The 15,224-nt window shown below is 69.0% G+C and carries 16 protein-coding genes and 1 pseudogene; 11 read left to right on the top strand and 6 right to left on the bottom strand.

From position 1 onward, the window contains the following. The first annotated feature begins 13 nt into the window (after positions 1-13). On the top strand, positions 14-532 hold the full coding sequence (locus tag ACFWPH_RS17070) for a DinB family protein (RefSeq protein WP_378752002.1): 519 nt from the start codon (positions 14-16) through the stop codon (positions 530-532). Between the two features lie 53 nt (positions 533-585). Here ACFWPH_RS17070 and ACFWPH_RS17065 read toward each other — a convergent pair. Continuing rightward, a pseudogene (locus ACFWPH_RS17065) lies at positions 586-2,258 on the bottom strand (2-isopropylmalate synthase). A 266-nt stretch (positions 2,259-2,524) separates the two neighbouring features. On the opposite strand from ACFWPH_RS17065, the gene ACFWPH_RS17060 reads away from it, so the two are divergent. From ACFWPH_RS17060 to ACFWPH_RS17045, 4 genes are all read left to right on the top strand, one after another. Next, complete coding sequence (locus tag ACFWPH_RS17060; protein WP_378752000.1) at positions 2,525-3,196, top strand: FadR/GntR family transcriptional regulator; 672 nt, start codon at positions 2,525-2,527, stop codon at positions 3,194-3,196. Continuing rightward, the gene (locus tag ACFWPH_RS17055) at positions 3,193-3,993 is read left to right on the top strand and encodes an ABC transporter ATP-binding protein (RefSeq protein WP_378751998.1); all 801 of its coding nucleotides are present in this window, start codon (positions 3,193-3,195) and stop codon (positions 3,991-3,993) included. The genes ACFWPH_RS17060 and ACFWPH_RS17055 overlap by 4 nt, the downstream gene beginning before the upstream one ends. A 77-nt stretch (positions 3,994-4,070) precedes the next feature. Beyond that, positions 4,071-4,676 carry a QsdR family transcriptional regulator gene (locus ACFWPH_RS17050; protein ID WP_378751996.1) on the top strand — a complete coding sequence of 202 codons (606 nt, stop codon included), beginning with the start codon at positions 4,071-4,073 and terminating at the stop codon, positions 4,674-4,676. Positions 4,677-4,688: 12 nt separating this feature from the next. After that, positions 4,689-5,255, top strand: coding sequence for an NTP transferase domain-containing protein (locus tag ACFWPH_RS17045; protein ID WP_378751994.1), 567 nt, complete (start codon positions 4,689-4,691; stop codon positions 5,253-5,255). On the opposite strand, the gene ACFWPH_RS17040 is transcribed toward ACFWPH_RS17045, so the two are convergent. Beyond that, complete coding sequence (locus ACFWPH_RS17040; RefSeq protein ID WP_378751992.1) at positions 5,186-6,334, bottom strand: XdhC family protein; 1,149 nt, start codon at positions 6,332-6,334, stop codon at positions 5,186-5,188. The two genes, ACFWPH_RS17045 and ACFWPH_RS17040, sit on opposite strands and share 70 nt — an antisense overlap. 326 nt (positions 6,335-6,660) lie before the next feature. Between ACFWPH_RS17040 and ACFWPH_RS17035 the strand changes: the two genes are divergently transcribed. The 6 genes from ACFWPH_RS17035 to ACFWPH_RS17010 all read left to right on the top strand — a co-directional run bounded on the left by ACFWPH_RS17035 (position 6,661) and on the right by ACFWPH_RS17010 (position 12,580). Next, a complete protein-coding gene (locus ACFWPH_RS17035) occupies positions 6,661-9,006 on the top strand; it encodes a xanthine dehydrogenase family protein molybdopterin-binding subunit (protein WP_378751990.1) in 2,346 nt (781 codons plus the stop codon). Next, complete coding sequence (locus ACFWPH_RS17030) at positions 9,003-9,878, top strand: FAD binding domain-containing protein (protein ID WP_378751988.1); 876 nt, start codon at positions 9,003-9,005, stop codon at positions 9,876-9,878. Before ACFWPH_RS17035 ends, ACFWPH_RS17030 begins: the two co-directional genes overlap by 4 nt. Continuing rightward, on the top strand, positions 9,871-10,371 hold the full coding sequence (locus tag ACFWPH_RS17025) for a (2Fe-2S)-binding protein (protein ID WP_378751986.1): 501 nt from the start codon (positions 9,871-9,873) through the stop codon (positions 10,369-10,371). Before ACFWPH_RS17030 ends, ACFWPH_RS17025 begins: the two co-directional genes overlap by 8 nt. Positions 10,372-10,399: 28 nt before the next feature. After that, a complete protein-coding gene (locus tag ACFWPH_RS17020; RefSeq protein ID WP_378751984.1) occupies positions 10,400-11,155 on the top strand; it encodes an SRPBCC family protein in 756 nt (251 codons plus the stop codon). Between the two features lie 544 nt (positions 11,156-11,699). Continuing rightward, positions 11,700-12,023 (top strand): multidrug efflux SMR transporter, encoded by a 324-nt coding sequence (locus ACFWPH_RS17015; RefSeq protein ID WP_195054032.1) that lies wholly within the window; start codon positions 11,700-11,702, stop codon positions 12,021-12,023. Then, the gene (locus ACFWPH_RS17010) at positions 12,020-12,580 is read left to right on the top strand and encodes a TetR/AcrR family transcriptional regulator (RefSeq protein WP_378751982.1); all 561 of its coding nucleotides are present in this window, start codon (positions 12,020-12,022) and stop codon (positions 12,578-12,580) included. Before ACFWPH_RS17015 ends, ACFWPH_RS17010 begins: the two co-directional genes overlap by 4 nt. 491 nt (positions 12,581-13,071) lie before the next feature. Here the strand turns inward: ACFWPH_RS17010 and ACFWPH_RS17005 are convergent, their stop codons facing one another. The 4 genes from ACFWPH_RS17005 to ACFWPH_RS16990 form a co-directional block, all read right to left on the bottom strand. Then, positions 13,072-13,698 carry a DUF305 domain-containing protein gene (locus tag ACFWPH_RS17005; protein ID WP_378751980.1) on the bottom strand — a complete coding sequence of 209 codons (627 nt, stop codon included), beginning with the start codon at positions 13,696-13,698 and terminating at the stop codon, positions 13,072-13,074. A gap of 82 nt (positions 13,699-13,780) precedes the next feature. Then, a complete protein-coding gene (locus tag ACFWPH_RS17000; protein ID WP_378751978.1) occupies positions 13,781-14,236 on the bottom strand; it encodes a hypothetical protein in 456 nt (151 codons plus the stop codon). Between the two features lie 103 nt (positions 14,237-14,339). Further along, the gene (locus ACFWPH_RS16995) at positions 14,340-14,654 is read right to left on the bottom strand and encodes a hypothetical protein (RefSeq protein WP_062979654.1); all 315 of its coding nucleotides are present in this window, start codon (positions 14,652-14,654) and stop codon (positions 14,340-14,342) included. A gap of 250 nt (positions 14,655-14,904) precedes the next feature. Continuing rightward, on the bottom strand, positions 14,905-15,153 hold the full coding sequence (locus ACFWPH_RS16990; RefSeq protein ID WP_378752652.1) for an acyl carrier protein: 249 nt from the start codon (positions 15,151-15,153) through the stop codon (positions 14,905-14,907). Positions 15,154-15,224: the final 71 nt, after the last annotated feature.

Here is a 15,224-nt window from a genome sequence, read left to right as displayed (position 1 = left end):
TAGGTTCGGCGGGGTGACCTGGATCGCACCCGCTATCGACCGGATCGAGACCGTACCCACCGGCCCGGAACGACCGATGCTGCAGTCCTGGCTGGACTTCCACCGGCAGACCCTCCTCGGCAAATGCGCCGGCCTCGGTACCGCGCAGCTGAAACAGTGCGCGGTACCGCCTTCGGCGCTGTCGTTGCACGGTTTGGTGCGCCATATGTCCGAGGTGGAACGCGGCTGGTTGCGGATCACCGCGGCCGGACAGCGGCTCGCGTACCTCTACTGCGCCGAAACGGACCCGAACGGCGACTTCGACAATATCGGCACGGCCGACCCCGCCGCCGATTTCGCCGTGTACCGGCGGGAGACCGAGCTGGCGGACGCGGCGGTGGCCGAACTCGCGCTCGACCACCGCTGCCGTCATCCCGCCGGTACCGAGTACAGCCTCCGTTGGGTGTACCTGCACCTCATCGAGGAGTACGCCCGGCACAACGGTCACGCGGACCTGCTGCGCGAGCAGATCGACGGCCGTACCGGAGACTGACCGCGGGCGACCGGGCTACGCGCGCCGCCCGACGACCGGATCCCGTACCCGGCTCACCCGGGCTCGGCGATCCCGGCCGCCCGGACCACCGCCGCTACCTCGGCTGCGGACGCCGAATCGGCTCGGGCACACGACCATCCGATCCTGCCTGCCCGCCGATACTCGAGGTAGGCGATCGCATGTCCGGCGACGGGATGCCCGGACAGGCTCAGCACCTCGATCGGACGGCCCGCCTGGCCCAGTGCCGACACCACCGCGGAAACCTGGTCGTTCTCCTCATGAGTACTCCGGTGTGGCCGGCCGTCGACCACGAGCCCCACGGTGATCACCGGGGAATCCTCGGGACCGGCCACGCGCAGGTCTTTCAGCTGGGCCTCCGGCGGTTCCGGCGTATCCAGATAGAGCGCGTCGAACAACGCACGCAGTTCGGCCGCGCTCACCTCCGCCCCCGAACCGTCGGTATGCCGCTGTACCTGCCGCGCGAAATCGATCTGCAAACGCCGGGGCAGGTCCAAACCGTGTTCGGCGTCGAGCAGATAGGCGATTCCACCCTTTCCGGACTGGGAATTCACCCGGACCACGGCGTCGTAACCGCGCCCGATATCGGCCGGATCGATCGGCAGGTACGGCACCCGCCATTCGATCTCGCGTTCGGGGCGGGCCGTGCGCGCGGCCCGCTCCCGATGCTCGGCGAATCCCTTCTTGATGGCGTCCTGGTGGGTACCGGAGAAGGCCGTATGCACCAGATCCCCCACATAGGGATGCCGCGGGTGGACCGGCAGACGAGTGCAGTATTCGACGGTGCGCCGGATCTCGTCGATATCGGAGAAATCGATCATCGGATCCACACCTTGGGCATGCAGATTCAAGGCCAGCGTGGCGATATCGACATTGCCGGTGCGTTCGCCGTTGCCGAATACACAGCCCTCCACCCGTTGCGCACCGGCCAGTACCGCGAGTTCGGCGCAGGCCACCCCGGTGCCGCGGTCGTTGTGCGGATGCACCGACAGCACGACGCTGTCGCGGCGGGCGAGGTTGCGGTGCATGTATTCGATCTGGTCGGCGTACACATTGGGGGTTGCGATCTCCACCGTGGCCGGCAGGTTCAGGGTGACCGGGCGCTGCGGGCTCGCCTGCCACAGGTCGGTGACGCTGTCACAGATGTCCAGGACGTAGCCGGGTTCGGTCTGGTTGAACACCTCCGGGGAGAACTGGAAGCGTACCCGGGGCAGATCACCGGCGAGTCGAGCACATCGCGGGCCCCGGCCAGGATCAGGTCGTGGACTTCGCGGGAGTCCTTGCCCAGCACGGTATCCCGCCATACCGGCGCGGTCGCGGTGTACAGGTGGATCACCACCTCGTTGGCCAGTCCGCGGACCGATTCCACCGTGCGGGCGATCAGGTCCCGCCGCGCGGGAGTGAAGACCACCACGGTGACGTCCGGCGGTGCGATACCGGTATCGGCCAGTACCCGCACGAAATCGAAATCGGCCTGTGAGGCCGACGGATACCCGACCTCGATCTCCTTGTACCCCATGGCGACGAGGAGCGTGAAGAACCGGCGTTTGCGGTCGGGGTCCATCGGTTCGGCCAGGGCCTGGTTACCGTCGCGCAGATCCACCGGAACCCACAGCGGGGCCTGCCGGATCCGGGCGCTCGGCCAGCGCCGCTCCTGTTCGGGAACCTGTACCCGATCGTGGATATCGCGGTACCGGTACGACGACATCTGCGAGCGCCGCTGCCGGAACCAGTCCGGCGCGGTCTCCGGGATCGCGCCGGCGGGAGTGTCGATGGTGGGGTATGTCTGGGTGGTCATGGGGATTCGCCCCGAACCTTCCTGTTCGTTCGGCCGCACGGAAACGGTGATCGGCCGACGACAAGACCCCACGGCGGGGTGGCCGATCGTTCAGGCCCCGCCGTGGCGGCCGAGGAGAAGCTGCTGCGACATATGGCAGACTGTACACAACTCCTCAGACAAGTAGCGAGGTTCGGATGGTTACCCAGGTGCGACGCCACCCCTTGGCCGAGCAGGCGGCCGATCTGCTGCTCGCGCGTATCCGCGCCGGCGAATGGCCACTCGGGCATAAACTGCCCGGCGAGACGACACTCGCCGCGCAGCTCGGCGTGGGCCGTTCGACGCTGCGCGAGGCCGTACGCGTCCTCGCCGGCAAGGGCGTCCTCGCCAGCCGGCAGGGTGCGGGCGTCTTCGTGGTGTCGCTCGATATCCCCGAGGACTGGGATATCGTGCTGCGCCGGGCCACCATCGCCGCGGTCCTCGAAGCCCGGATCGCCATCGAGGCCGAGGCCGCCGCGCTGGCCGCCGGACGGCGCACGCCGGCCGATCTGCGGGCCATCCGGCGGGCGCTGTCGGTACGAGCCACCGAGGGCCGCACGATCGCCGACCTGGTCGATGCCGATACGGCGTTCCACCGCGCCGTGATCGTCGCCGCCCACAACGACATCCTGACCCAGCTCTTCGACACCTTCCTCCCCCGTTCCAGAGCCGCGATGATCGATATGCTGCAGCTGCGCCCGATGCCCGCCCCGGACGAGGATCACGCCGCCCACGAACGGCTCGCCGAAGCGATCGCCGCCCGCGATCCCGCGGCCGCGGCCACGTACAGCCGCGCTCACCTACAGACCATCAAGGAGACTTTCGCGTGAGCACCACTGTTCTGGAGCTGACCGACGTCACCTTCCGGCGCGACGGCAATCCGATCATCGACGGTATTTCGCTGAGCGTCCGCGCGGGTGAACACTGGGCACTTCTCGGCCCGAACGGAGCGGGTAAGAGCACACTGCTGGGCTTCTGCGGTGCGCTCACCCATCCCACCACCGGCACGGTTCGTATCCTCGGGGAACAACTGGGGCGGGTGGAACTGCAGAAACTGCGGCGCTCCATCGGGCATGTGAATCCGCGTCATCCGCTGCGGTCGCCGCTGACAGTGCGCGAGGTGGTACTCACCGGGCTCACCGGCACGGTCGACACCCCGATGCGCTGGGCACCACACCCGGCGGAAATCGGTGCTGCGGCGGATGCGCTCGAGGCGGTCGGGATGGCCGCCAAGGCCGGACGGACCTGGCCCACGCTCTCCCAAGGGGAACGTGGCCGGACCCTGATCGCCCGCGCACTGATCACCGCCCCGCGGCTGCTACTGCTCGACGAGCCGACGACCGGCCTCGATGTCGCTGCACGGGAACAGCTGCTGCACACCATCGACACCCTCGACCGGACATTGCCCGATCTCGCGTCCGTCCTGGTGACCCACCATCTGGAGGAACTGCCGACCAGTACCTCCCATGCACTGCTGATCGCCGAGGGACGTACGGTCGCCGCGGGCGCGGCCGACGAAACCATCACCACGGCAAACATTTCCGAGGCATTCGATCATCCCGTCCTGGTCGGCCGTCAGGGCGGCCGCTGGTCCGCCCGATCCCCGCTGACCCAGCCGGTGGCCTGAGCCCTACACTCGAAGCCCGGGTGCCCGCCGGAATTCCCCCTTTAGATACACGAGACATTGTGTGTATCGTAACGGGCGTGACCACAGCCAGCCGCACTTCCCGACCCCCCGGCCGCCCCGCCTCTGCCACCCGCGAAGAAGTCGTCGCCCTGGCCCGGCAGGCCTTCCTGGCGGGAGAACGGGTCGACGTCCAGGCGATCGCGGCCCAGCTCAAATTGAGCCGCGCCTCGATCTACCGCTGGTTCGGCTCCCGCGACGGTGTCCTGGGCGCGGTCCTGTCCGGGGAATTCGAATCGCTCATCGAACGTGCGGACGCCCGGCGTAAAGATACGGGCGCCCGGCGCATCCTGGCAGTGCTCGACCGGGTCAACCGCTGGATGGCCGGTAACGAGCCGTTCCGGCGCTATTTCGAGAACGAACCCCTGGCCGGGCTGCGCATCCTGACCTCCAGCGACGGCCCGGTCCAGCCGCGCGTACTGACCGCGGTGGAACAGCTCATCACCCGCGCCGAGGAACAGGACGGCTACGCACCGCAGCTGGAACGCCCCCTACTCGCCTACTCCCTGGTGCGTCTGGGTGAGGCATTCCTCTACCACGACAACGTGACCGGTCTCCGCGGCGATGTCGACCGGCTGCACCAGGTGCAGGCCGCGCTGCTGGGTATCGATCTGCCGCGGGAATAGGCCACTGACGCCATGAGTACCGACAGCACCCACCCGCGAACCGAAGCCGCGGGTGTCGTGCTAGCCGCCGGTGCCGGCCGCCGGTTCGGCCGGCCGAAGGCCGAGGTGCTGTTCGAGGGGGAACGGCTGGTGGACCGCGCCGTCAGGCTGCTGCGCGACGGCGGTTGCGTGCGGGTGGTCGTGGTGTCGGGTGCGGTGGCACTGCGGGTCGAGAATGCCACGGTGGTGCACAACCGCGACTGGGCCGGCGGTATGGGGTCGTCACTGGTGACGGGTTTGCGCGCGGTCCACGAGAGCGCGGCGGTGGTGGTGCCGGTCGATATGCCGTGGCTGGGGCCCGATGCCGTACGCAGGCTGCTGGGCAGCGGGGCACGCCTGGCCGTGGCGACCTACGGTGACCGCTCCGGGCACCCGGTGCTCCTGGGGTCGGAACACTTCCCCGCGGTGGCGGCGACCGCGGTCGGCGATATCGGCGCACGTACCTTCCTGGCCGCCAATCGCACACTGGTTCAGTATGTTCCGTGCGACGACACCGGCTCACCCGACGATGCCGACACCCCGCAGGACCTGATCCGCTGATCCCCGGACCGTTCCGCCGCAGCCTCCGCATGGATCGGCCGGGTGGTGCCCGACAGCGACCGCGCCGAACCGCCGTACCGGTGCGCGACGATCTCCGCACCGATCGCGACCGCCGTCTCCTCCGGGGTGCGGCCCCCTAATTCGAGTCCGATCGGGGAATGCAACCGGGCGAGTTCGGCCGCGGTGACACCGGCCTCGCGCAGCCGGGTCCGGCGCTCGGTATCGGCCCGGCGCGACCCCATCGCGCCCACATAGGCGACCGGCAGCCGGAGTGCTTCGACCAGCACCGGGATATCGAATTTCGGGTCGTGGGTGAGCACGCAGACCACGGTCCGCGGATCCACGTCAGCGGTGCGCAGATAGCGGTCCGGCCATTCGGTGACCACGGCGTCGGCGTCCGGATACCCGGCGCGGTCGGCGAAAACCGGCCGGGCGTCGCAGATCGTGACGTGATATCCCAGCAGCCGCCCCACCCGGATGAGCGCGCCGGCGAACACATTCGCACCGAAGACGATCATCCGCGGTGATGCGGCGAAGGATTCGACGAACAGCTCCCGGGCCGAGGCCCCGGATCCGATCGTCCGAATTCCGCAGGCACCCTGGAGCACCATGGTGCGGGCGAGGGCCACCGTCGAATCCGCCGGATGGCCCGCTGAGCCGATCGCCGAATCTGCTGTGACGGCCACCGTCTCACCGGTCGCGAGATCGCGGACCAGCCCCGCGGCACCGGATGCGGTCAATACCGCGTCCAGGACCGGCCGCTCGGCCGCGGTGACCCGCTGGACGAACACCTCGAGTTCACCGCCGCAGGTGAGGCCGACAGCGAACGCGTCGGAATCGCTGTACCCGAAGGTCTGCCGGGCAGGCACTCCCGAGGCGAGTACCGCGGTGCACAGGTCGTAGACGGCACCCTCGACGCATCCGCCGGACAGACTTCCCCGGACCGCGCCGGCGGCGTCCACCGCCATACTCGCCCCGAGCGGCAGTGGTGCGCTCCCGCGGATATCCACCACTGTCGCCACGGCGTACTCGACCCCCTCGGCATGCCACCCGGCAAGCTGCGCGGCCAACTCGTGCATACGCCACCTCCTCGCCGCAGCGGTAGCCGGAAACCTCGGACCACATGCGAGAATATCACTTTCCTAAATCGACATTGCAATTCTTACATCCGGCATATCCTGTATTGACACTGCGGAGAGGCCGATGCTAAACAAGTGCTCAGCACCGGTGTGCCCAACCCGGAACGCCGGGCCGCCGACCGGGCCGAACCGGGGACCGCACAGCGGCACCCGGCACCCGCACGCCGGTACCTGCGATATCCCGCGAACGGAGGAACGCACCGGATGGGTCGAACCAGGCTGTTCCGCAGCGCCACACCCCCTACCCCGACGCGACGGAGCCGATCATGAGCACAACCGAGAAAACGACGGCGGTCGGCGCACGCGTTCCGCGGATCGAGGATCTGCGCCTGCTCACCGGCGCCGGCACCTTCGTCGACGACATCACCCGCCCCGGCATGGTCCACGCCTGTTTCGTACGCAGCCCGCTGCCCAGGGCCCGGATCACGGCGATCGACACCACCGAGGCCGCCGCGCTGGACGGTGTCGTGGCCGTCTACACGGCCGCCGAACTCAACCCGCTGGTCACCGAGATCTCCTACGCCCTGGACACTCCGGGCTTCCCCGAGGTGCCCCGGCCGCCGCTGGCCGAGGGCGAGGTGCGTTTCGTCGGCGACCCGGTGGTCCTGGTGGTGGCCACCGACCGCTATATCGCCGAGGACGCCGCCGAACTCGTGATCGTCGACTACGACCCACTCGATCCCGTGGTCGACTACGAAACCGCCGGTTCCGCCACCGAACTCGTCCACGCCGAACATCCGGGCAACTCCGCGGGCGGCCTTGCCGGGCGGGCCCCCGCCGATCTCGCCCCGGTCTTCGACGCGGCTCCGTATGTGGTGCGCCAGACCGTGCACCAGCAGGCCTACGCACCGGTCCCGCTGGAAACACGCGGCATCGTCGCGGAATGGACCGCGCCCACCGGTGAGATGACCCTCTGGACCTCCACCCAGTCGCCGCACGAAGTACGCGGCTTCTGTTCCCGGCTGCTCGGTGTCGACGAGCACCGGGTCCGGGTGATCGTGCGCGATACCGGTGGCGGATTCGGCCAGAAAGTGGCCCCACAGCGGGAGGACACCTGCGTAATGCTGGCCGCCCGCACCCTGCGGCATGCCGTGAAATGGATCGAGGACCGGCAGGAGAACCTGATGTCCGCCGGGGCCGCCCGCCACGAACACGGCGAGGTCGCCATGGCCTTCGACGACGACGGCCGCATCCTGGCCGCCACCATCGAACATGTGCAGAACGTGGGCGCCTACCCGATCCCCTCGCCGCTCACCTCCTCGATCGCCGTCGGGATGCTGTTCCCCGGCCCGTACCGGGTACCGGAAGCCGGGTTCAGCACAGCCTCGTACTACTCGAACACCGTGGGCCGGGTTGCCTACCGCGGCCCGTGGCAGTTCGAATCGGTCTCCCGCGAACTGCTGCTGGATACCGCTGCCCGCCGGCTCGGCCTCGACCCCGTGGAGCTGCGGCGGCGGAATATGCTCAGCCACAAGGAGATGCCGGTCGCCAACCCGAACGGTATGCCCTACTCCGACGCCTCGCCGCTGGAAACCTTCGAACAAGCGCTGCAGATCCTCGATTACGACGCCTTCCGCACCGAACAGGCCCGGGCCCGCGCCGAAGGCCGCTACCTGGGCGTCGGAACGTGTACCTATGTGGAACCGACCACCGGCAGCACCCCGTTCCTGAGCACCGAGGGTGCGACCATCCGGATATCGGCCACCGGCAAGGTGAACGTCTACCTTTCGGGCGGTTCGGCGGGTAACAGCCTGGAGACCACCGCGATCCAGCTCACCGCCGACGCGCTCGGCGTGGATATCGCCGATGTGCAGACCGTCCAGGGCGATACCGCCGTGGCCCCGCAGGGTGGCGGCACCAACGGCAGCCGGTCCGGTTCGATGGCCGCCGGCGCCATCGCGCAGACGGCGGCGGTACTGCGCGAACGAATTATCGCCATCGCGGCACATCAGCTCGGCGCCGCGGTCGAGGACGTGGAGTTCGTGCACGGCCGCGCGGGGGTCGCGGGAACCGAGAAATCGCTGTCGCTGGCCGAGATCGCACAGATCGCCTACTTCCAGACCGAACTCCTCCCCGCAGGTATCACGCCCGGGCTCGAGGCCACCGGACGGCACCGCGCCGATCAGATGATGATCTGGGCCAACGCCACTCACGTCTGCACCTGCGAGGTCGATATCGACACCGGGGCGGTGAAACTGCTGCGGTTCGTCGTCAGCGAGGATGTCGGGCCGATGATCAACCCGAATGTGGTGGAAGGTCAGATCTACGGCGGCACCGTGCAGGGTATCGGCGGCGCGCTCTACGAACACCTGGCCTACGACGACGACGGGAACCCTGTCGCCACCACCTTCCTGGACTATCTGCTGCCCACCGCAACCGAGGTCCCCGTGATCGAACTCGGCCACGTCGAAACCCCGAGCTCCGGGCCGGGCGGGTTCAAAGGTGTCGGCGAGGGCGGTGCGATCGGCTCGACCCCCGCGGTGCTCAATGCCGTCGCCGACGCGCTGGCGCCGTTCGGGGTGCAGATCGACCGGCTCCCCCTCTCCCCGGCCCGGATCGTGGCCATGATCGACGAAGCCCGCGCGAACGGGAACACGGAGGTGACAGCATGAAACCCGCGGCCTTCGACTATCACGCCCCCACCACCGCGGCCGAGACAGTGGCCCTGCTGGCGGATCTCGGCGACGAAGCCAAGATCATCGCCGGCGGGCAGAGCCTGGTACCGATGCTGGCGCTGCGGCTCGCCGTTTTCGACCATCTGGTCGACCTGCGCCGCCTGGACGAGCTCCGCGGTATCGAAACCCACGACGATTCGGTATGGATCGGCGCCGGCACCACACACGCCGCGGTGGGCCGGTCCGCGGAGGTCCGCCGCGATCTACCACTACTGCACCGGGCGACCCCGCTGATCGGCCACTTCCAGATCCGCAATCGCGGCACCCTCGGCGGTGCGATCGCCCACGCCGATGCCGCCGGCGAATATCCGGTGGTGGCGCTGACACTCGACGCGCGGATGCACACCCTGTCGCCGCGCGGTACCCGCGATATCGCGGCGGCGGACTACTTCACCGGAATGTGGAGCACCGCCATGGAACCCGACGAACTGCTCACCGGGATCACCTTCCCGGTGTGGCGGGGACGCACCGGCTTCGCGATCGAGGAATTCGCCCGGCGGGCCGGTGATTTCGCCATGGCCGGGGCGACGATCGCGGTCCGGCTGGACGCGGACTCCCGGATCGAGCAGGTAGCGGTGGGACTGTTCGGCCTGGCCCCAACCCCGTTGCGGGCCACCGCCACCGAATCCGAGGTACTCGGGCGCCCGGCGGCCGAGATCGATCCGGCGGAGGTCGGGCGGTCGGCCACCGCAGCACTGAACGCTGTACCCGCCGATATCCACGGATCCGCCGACTACCGGCGCCGGATCGGGGCGGTCATGGTCGCGCGGGCCTGGACCCGCGCGGTAGAGGAGGCGAGCAATGACTGATATCGAGATCTCGGTGGTGGTCAACGGGACCCGGCGCCGGGACCGGATCCCGCCCCGGCGCACCTTGGCCGACTACCTGCGCGAAACCTGCGGACTCACCGGCACCCACCTCGGCTGCGAGCACGGTGTCTGCGGCGCCTGTTCGGTCCTGCTCGACGGGGCGGCGGTCCGCGCCTGCCTGGTTTTCGCGGTCCAGGCCGACGGCGCCGAAGTGACCACGGTCGAAGGCCTCGCCGAACCGGACGGCCGGCTCTCCCCGGTGCAGCAGGCCTTCCGCGACCACCACGGTCTGCAATGCGGTTTCTGCACCCCCGGATTCGTCGTCTCCGCCACCGCCTTCCTCGCGGAGAACCCCGATCCCGGCGACGACGAGATCCGCGAGGCACTGTCCGGGAACATCTGCCGATGCACCGGCTATCAGGGCATCATCCGGGCCGTCCGGGACGCCGCCACCACAATCGCCGCCGAAACCCCCGCGACCCCGCAGGCCTGAACCGGCCCACCGAAGCCAAGGACCGCGTATGAAACTCGAGAACACTTTCCGGATCCCCGTTCCCGCCGCCGACGCCTGGCCCGTTCTGCTCGACCTCGAGCGGCTCGCGCCCTGCGTTCCGGGTGCCACCCTCACCTCCCGGGACGGCGACGATTTCCACGGCAAGATCAAGGTGAAGCTCGGGCCGGTGGGACTCACCTACAACGGCGTCATCAAAATCCTGTCCCAGGACGCGGACGCCAAAATCGCGGTCCTGGAGGGTGGGGGCCGCGAAACCCGCGGCAACGGCACCGCGAAAGCGGTGATCACCTGCCGGCTGGTCGAATCGGACGGGATCACCGATGTCTTCGTCGACACCGACCTGGCGATCACCGGTAAACCCGCCCAGTTCGGCCGGGGCGCCCTGGCCGATGTGGCGGGCACGCTGATCGGCACCTTCGCCGACAATCTCGCCGCGGAGATCACCTCGTCGGCGGGCGAGGTCGCCGACGAGGCATTCGGTACGGCGGGCAGTGCGGCTGCTGCCGACGCCACCGAGCCTGCCCCCGCCGCGACCTCCGAGGCCGACTCCACCGAGGCCGCTGGATCCGCACCGGCCGCGTCGCCGGTGCCGCCTCGATCGCCCGCGCCGACACCTATCACCGCGCGTCCCGCTGCCGAACCCATAGACCTGATGGCGGCCGCCGGATTCTCCGCCAACCGCCAACTTCTGCTCGCGTTGGGTGCGGCAGCGCTGGTGATCCTGTTCCTGCTGTCCCGGAATCGCCGGGAGTGCTGCGAGTAGACTCCCCGCGCAGTCGACACCGGACACCTGCACCCGGCCCGCACCAAAATTCCGCACCGGCCCGGCGATACGGACTCTCCGTGGGCCGGCGAGGCGACCGAGAGCGGGGCGGGGCCTTCTGGTACTGATGCCGATCCCTTCGCGTTCGCCCGCATCGCTGCCGATCTCGGGACCAGAGGTGGCGCTGGATCCGCCGCTGCAGTGGACCCCGTCCGGCATCGGACACCCCCTGCCCGGACGGGCACCCTTCGCGGTCCGGACAGGAATACTTCGCGGTCCGGCACCGGGCTGGACGCCACCGCGGACCCACACGGGAATCGCCCTTCGCTCGCCGGTTTCCCGCACCCGCCCAGACAAGCGGCCGGCGCCCTCGAGCTCGGCGCGGCGGTCCATACACCGACAGGCGGCGGCACGCCGGACATCCGGCGCACCCGGCCGCTGTCGCCCCGGAGTGCCGCCTATTTACCGGTTCGCGGCCGGGGGGAGCCGATGCGTCGATGTACGTTTGTCCATGGACAAACGTACACATATGGAGGGACCGGTCATGGCACTGGTAATGCTCGGGCTGGCGATCGTCGCCGAAATCGTGGGGACCAGCCTGCTCAAGGCCACCGAAGGATTCACCAGGCTCTGGCCGACCGTGGCGTCGCTGGCCGCGTACACCGTCGCGTTCGTTCTCCTGGCCCAGGCCATTGCCCGCGGAATGCAGGTCGGTTTCGCCTATGCGGTGTGGTCGGGCCTCGGCACGACCTTGATCGTCATCGTCGGCGCATTGTTCCTGGGCGAATCGCTCGGCCCCGCCAAAATCGCCGGGGTCGCGCTGGTGGTCGCGGGCGTGGTCACCCTCAACCTGGCGGGCGCGCATTGACACCCCGGGATCCGCACCGGCGCCGGCGCATCCTCGACGCCACCCGCGCACTGATCCCCCGCCATGGAATCGCGGGAATCACCCATCGCCTGGTGGCGGCCGAAGCCGGAGTTCCGGTCGGCTCGACAACCTACTACTTCGCCGACCTGGCCGATCTCACCGAGGCGGCGCTGGCCGACACCGCGGAGGCCACTCGTACAGCCCTGGCGGAATGGGCCGAGGAGCTGGCGGATAGCGCCGACCTGCCCGCGACACTGTCCGCGCTGACCGTCGGCTACCTCGACCACCCGGAACAGACGCTCACCGTCAACGAGCTCTACCTCGCCGCGACCCGCCACCCCGAACTCCGTGCACTGGCCCGGGTCTGGTTCGACGGACTGGTCGAGATCCTGACCCCGCATATCGGCACCACAGCGGCCCGGGCGATCGCGATGTATCTCGACGGGGTGCTGCTGCACGCCCTGTCCAGCGATTCCACAATCGACACCACCGCGCTCACGACACCCCTGGCCGCACTCGCCGCCCTCGGCGACGAGCCGGCCGCCGCTTACGGCTGACGGCTGACGGCTGACCGGCATACAGCGCACCCGCGACACCCGGAGAGCAACACCGACCCGATCCACATCAGGTGGATACACCGACCGCTCGTTCCCGGCGAGCGGCACAACCGGTCCCGAACTGCCCCGGCCGATCAGAGCACGCTGAAACGAACCCGTGCCGGGCAGCCGCTCCTGCACGGGTTTTCCGCAGAGCGCGGCGTCCTGAGACTTCGTCTCGGCACTCCCGAGCGCCCGCGGAGTCCCTTCCTATGCGCCCGAACAGCGCGGTTGTTCGCCAGGAGCCCCGCGAAGGTCCGGACGAGCGGACCGTAGCTCCCGGCCCTGCTGGATCGATCTCATGCTTCCTACGAAGGCCCCGGCAGCGGTCCGCAGCGAACAGACCAGTGAGCGAGTGGGCCGGGCGGCGATTCGGCACCGCCGATAACGGCACCCGGGAAGGCAGGGAGGTGACCCGGCCGCGCGGAACACGGCCGGGCCACCTCACACGGTCAGCCTTCCAGGATCGCCTGCATCTCCCCGATCTCGGCCTGCTGGGCGTCGATGATCTGCTGGGCCATGGTCTTGGCCTGCGGATCGCTGCCCTCGGCCAGCTCGGTCTGCGCCATCTGGACCGCACCTTCGTGGTGGTCGATCATCATTTCCAGCCACATCCGGTCGAATTCGGCGCCTTGCGCCGCCTCGAGTTCGGCCATCTGCTCATCGGTCATCATGCCCGGCATACCGTCGTGATGGCCGCCGGAATGGCCGGTGCCCTCGGGTACCGGGGCTCCCCACGCCTCCAGCCAGCCCGTCATCGCGGTGATCTCGGGGTCCTGCGCCTGCTGGATGCGGGCGGCCAGGTCGATCACTCGAGGGTCGGTCGAACGCGTGGGAACCAGCGCCGCCATCTCCACGGCTTGCCGATGGTGCGGGATCATCTCCTGCGCGAAACGGATATCGGCCTCGTTGTGCTCGCCTTCCGCCGGCGCGGTGCCGGACGGGCTCGCGGCCGCCGATGTCGTCATCGCACCGGTTGTCGCCGGTGTGCCCGATTCACCGCCGTCGTCACCGCAGGCGGTGAGCACCGCGGCCGAGGCCAGGAGGGCGATTGCGGAGGCGGTGAGCTTTCTGTTCATGAGTCGGTTCTCCCTGAGTGTCGGTTGTCGTGACTGACGCAACAGCGCCGCGACCCGGATCACCGGGTCCGGCGGGCGTCCGTCACAGCCGCAACACACCCAGGGAAGCCAAACGTCGAGCCAGCGGTGGCGGGGGTCGCGCCCAGACGAGCGGAACGGCCGGCACCACCGCGACGGGGGAATACCCGATCACGCCCCGGGCGACGACGAACAATGCCAGGACGATTCCGGCCAATGCGGTCAGGACGGCCAGGCACAGATGCAGCAGATCGTGCCCCGCGCCGTGATCGCCGGGACTGTCGTGCGCGGGCTCCGGCGCGAGCACCGACGGCGCCGTACAGCAGGGCGCCGGGCCGGACTGTGTACCGGCCGGCGCCGGTGGACCGGCTTCCGGTTCGACAGACCGAAGCAGCTCGTGCTGCGTCGGAGCGGCGGCGGGCTCGCCGGCGGCGGGGAGATGATGCATGCCCAGCAGGGCCACTGCCAGGAAGGCCGGCAGCAACCACCGGACGAGTGTTCCCGCGATGCCGGAGTGCACGACCCCGAATCTAGCAACCCGCTCCGCACCCGGCCGGCACAGGCGGGACGGTCCGGGTGCCGATATCGCCGCATACCCGCTGCCGCCGCCTCGGAGGGATGCGTCAGCCGCCCATGATGGCGTTCATGATCGTGCCCGCACTGGTGGCGACCGCGCCGCCCATCATGGCGCCGGCGATCTGTTTCGGGGCCGTGAGCGCGCCGCCGTTCCATTTCTCCCAGGCGAACTTACCGCCGCCGAACATGATCGCGGTGACGCCGGAGAGCAGGACGAACCAGGTCAGATACCTGGTCATCTGGGTGATCTTGTCCGACAGTGGCGGCGCTTCGGGTGTGGGATTGCCGACTTGGGCCAGTGTCGTATAGCTGTCGTGCAGCGCGGGAAGGCCGTCGTGCAGTGCGGTGAGGATCATGCTCATTCTGGTCGTGCCCCTCTCGGATGCCGGTGTATCCGGTGGCGGACGAATGCCGTTTCCGTAAAGCCGAACCCGATCGGTTATTGAAGCGCAATCGCGGCCTCCGTGGGGAGAGACTCGCCGATTTCTTCTGGTCAGCGCCGTAAATCGCGGCGTGTCGCCGACACGACACGCGGGGAGCGCTCCTCGACAGCACCCGATCGGCATCCGATTCGGCCCGGTGGCCGCACCTGGTCACCGAAGCGTTGCGATTTCACGACAGCGGGGTCACAGGCGCCACGGACACCCCGAACAGCTCCATCAGTTCGGCGAAGGTCCGCGCGGAGGCAACCTGCCGGTCGGGCAGTTCTATCCCGTACTTCTTCTCGACCAGCACGATGATCGACAACACCGTGAGTGAATCCAGGCCCAGTTCGGCCGGGGTCGCCTGGGGTGCGATGGTGTCGAGTTCCAGATCGCAGTGGGTACGCAGGAATTCCGCGATGTAGTCGCGGATGGGCATATCGGGCACAGCGGCCGGCCTTTCCCGGCGCCCGGAACCGGTCGAGAAGTGGGCGGGTCGTCCGGTGGCCG

The organism is Nocardia sp. NPDC058499 (assembly GCF_042719915.1).
Taxonomy (GTDB): Bacteria; Actinomycetota; Actinomycetes; order Mycobacteriales; family Mycobacteriaceae; genus Nocardia.
The sequence above is the reverse complement of the archived record's forward strand: the minus strand, read 5'-3'. Positions and strand labels throughout refer to the sequence as shown.

What these genes read in the sequence shown, in the direction of transcription:
- ACFWPH_RS17025 (WP_378751986.1), top strand. Translation starts at nt 9,871, where the DNA reads ATGACTGATATCGAGATCTCGGTGGTGGTCAACGGGACCCGGCGCCGG.
- ACFWPH_RS17005 (WP_378751980.1), bottom strand. Translation starts at nt 13,698, where the DNA reads ATGAACAGAAAGCTCACCGCCTCCGCAATCGCCCTCCTGGCCTCGGCC.
- ACFWPH_RS17060 (WP_378752000.1), top strand. Translation starts at nt 2,525, where the DNA reads ATGGTTACCCAGGTGCGACGCCACCCCTTGGCCGAGCAGGCGGCCGAT.
- ACFWPH_RS17035 (WP_378751990.1), top strand. Translation starts at nt 6,661, where the DNA reads ATGAGCACAACCGAGAAAACGACGGCGGTCGGCGCACGCGTTCCGCGG.
- ACFWPH_RS16990 (WP_378752652.1), bottom strand. Translation starts at nt 15,153, where the DNA reads ATGCCCATCCGCGACTACATCGCGGAATTCCTGCGTACCCACTGCGAT.
- ACFWPH_RS16995 (WP_062979654.1), bottom strand. Translation starts at nt 14,654, where the DNA reads ATGAGCATGATCCTCACCGCACTGCACGACGGCCTTCCCGCGCTGCAC.
- ACFWPH_RS17040 (WP_378751992.1), bottom strand. Translation starts at nt 6,334, where the DNA reads ATGCACGAGTTGGCCGCGCAGCTTGCCGGGTGGCATGCCGAGGGGGTC.
- ACFWPH_RS17045 (WP_378751994.1), top strand. Translation starts at nt 4,689, where the DNA reads ATGAGTACCGACAGCACCCACCCGCGAACCGAAGCCGCGGGTGTCGTG.
- ACFWPH_RS17030 (WP_378751988.1), top strand. Translation starts at nt 9,003, where the DNA reads ATGAAACCCGCGGCCTTCGACTATCACGCCCCCACCACCGCGGCCGAG.
- ACFWPH_RS17020 (WP_378751984.1), top strand. Translation starts at nt 10,400, where the DNA reads ATGAAACTCGAGAACACTTTCCGGATCCCCGTTCCCGCCGCCGACGCC.
- ACFWPH_RS17015 (WP_195054032.1), top strand. Translation starts at nt 11,700, where the DNA reads ATGGCACTGGTAATGCTCGGGCTGGCGATCGTCGCCGAAATCGTGGGG.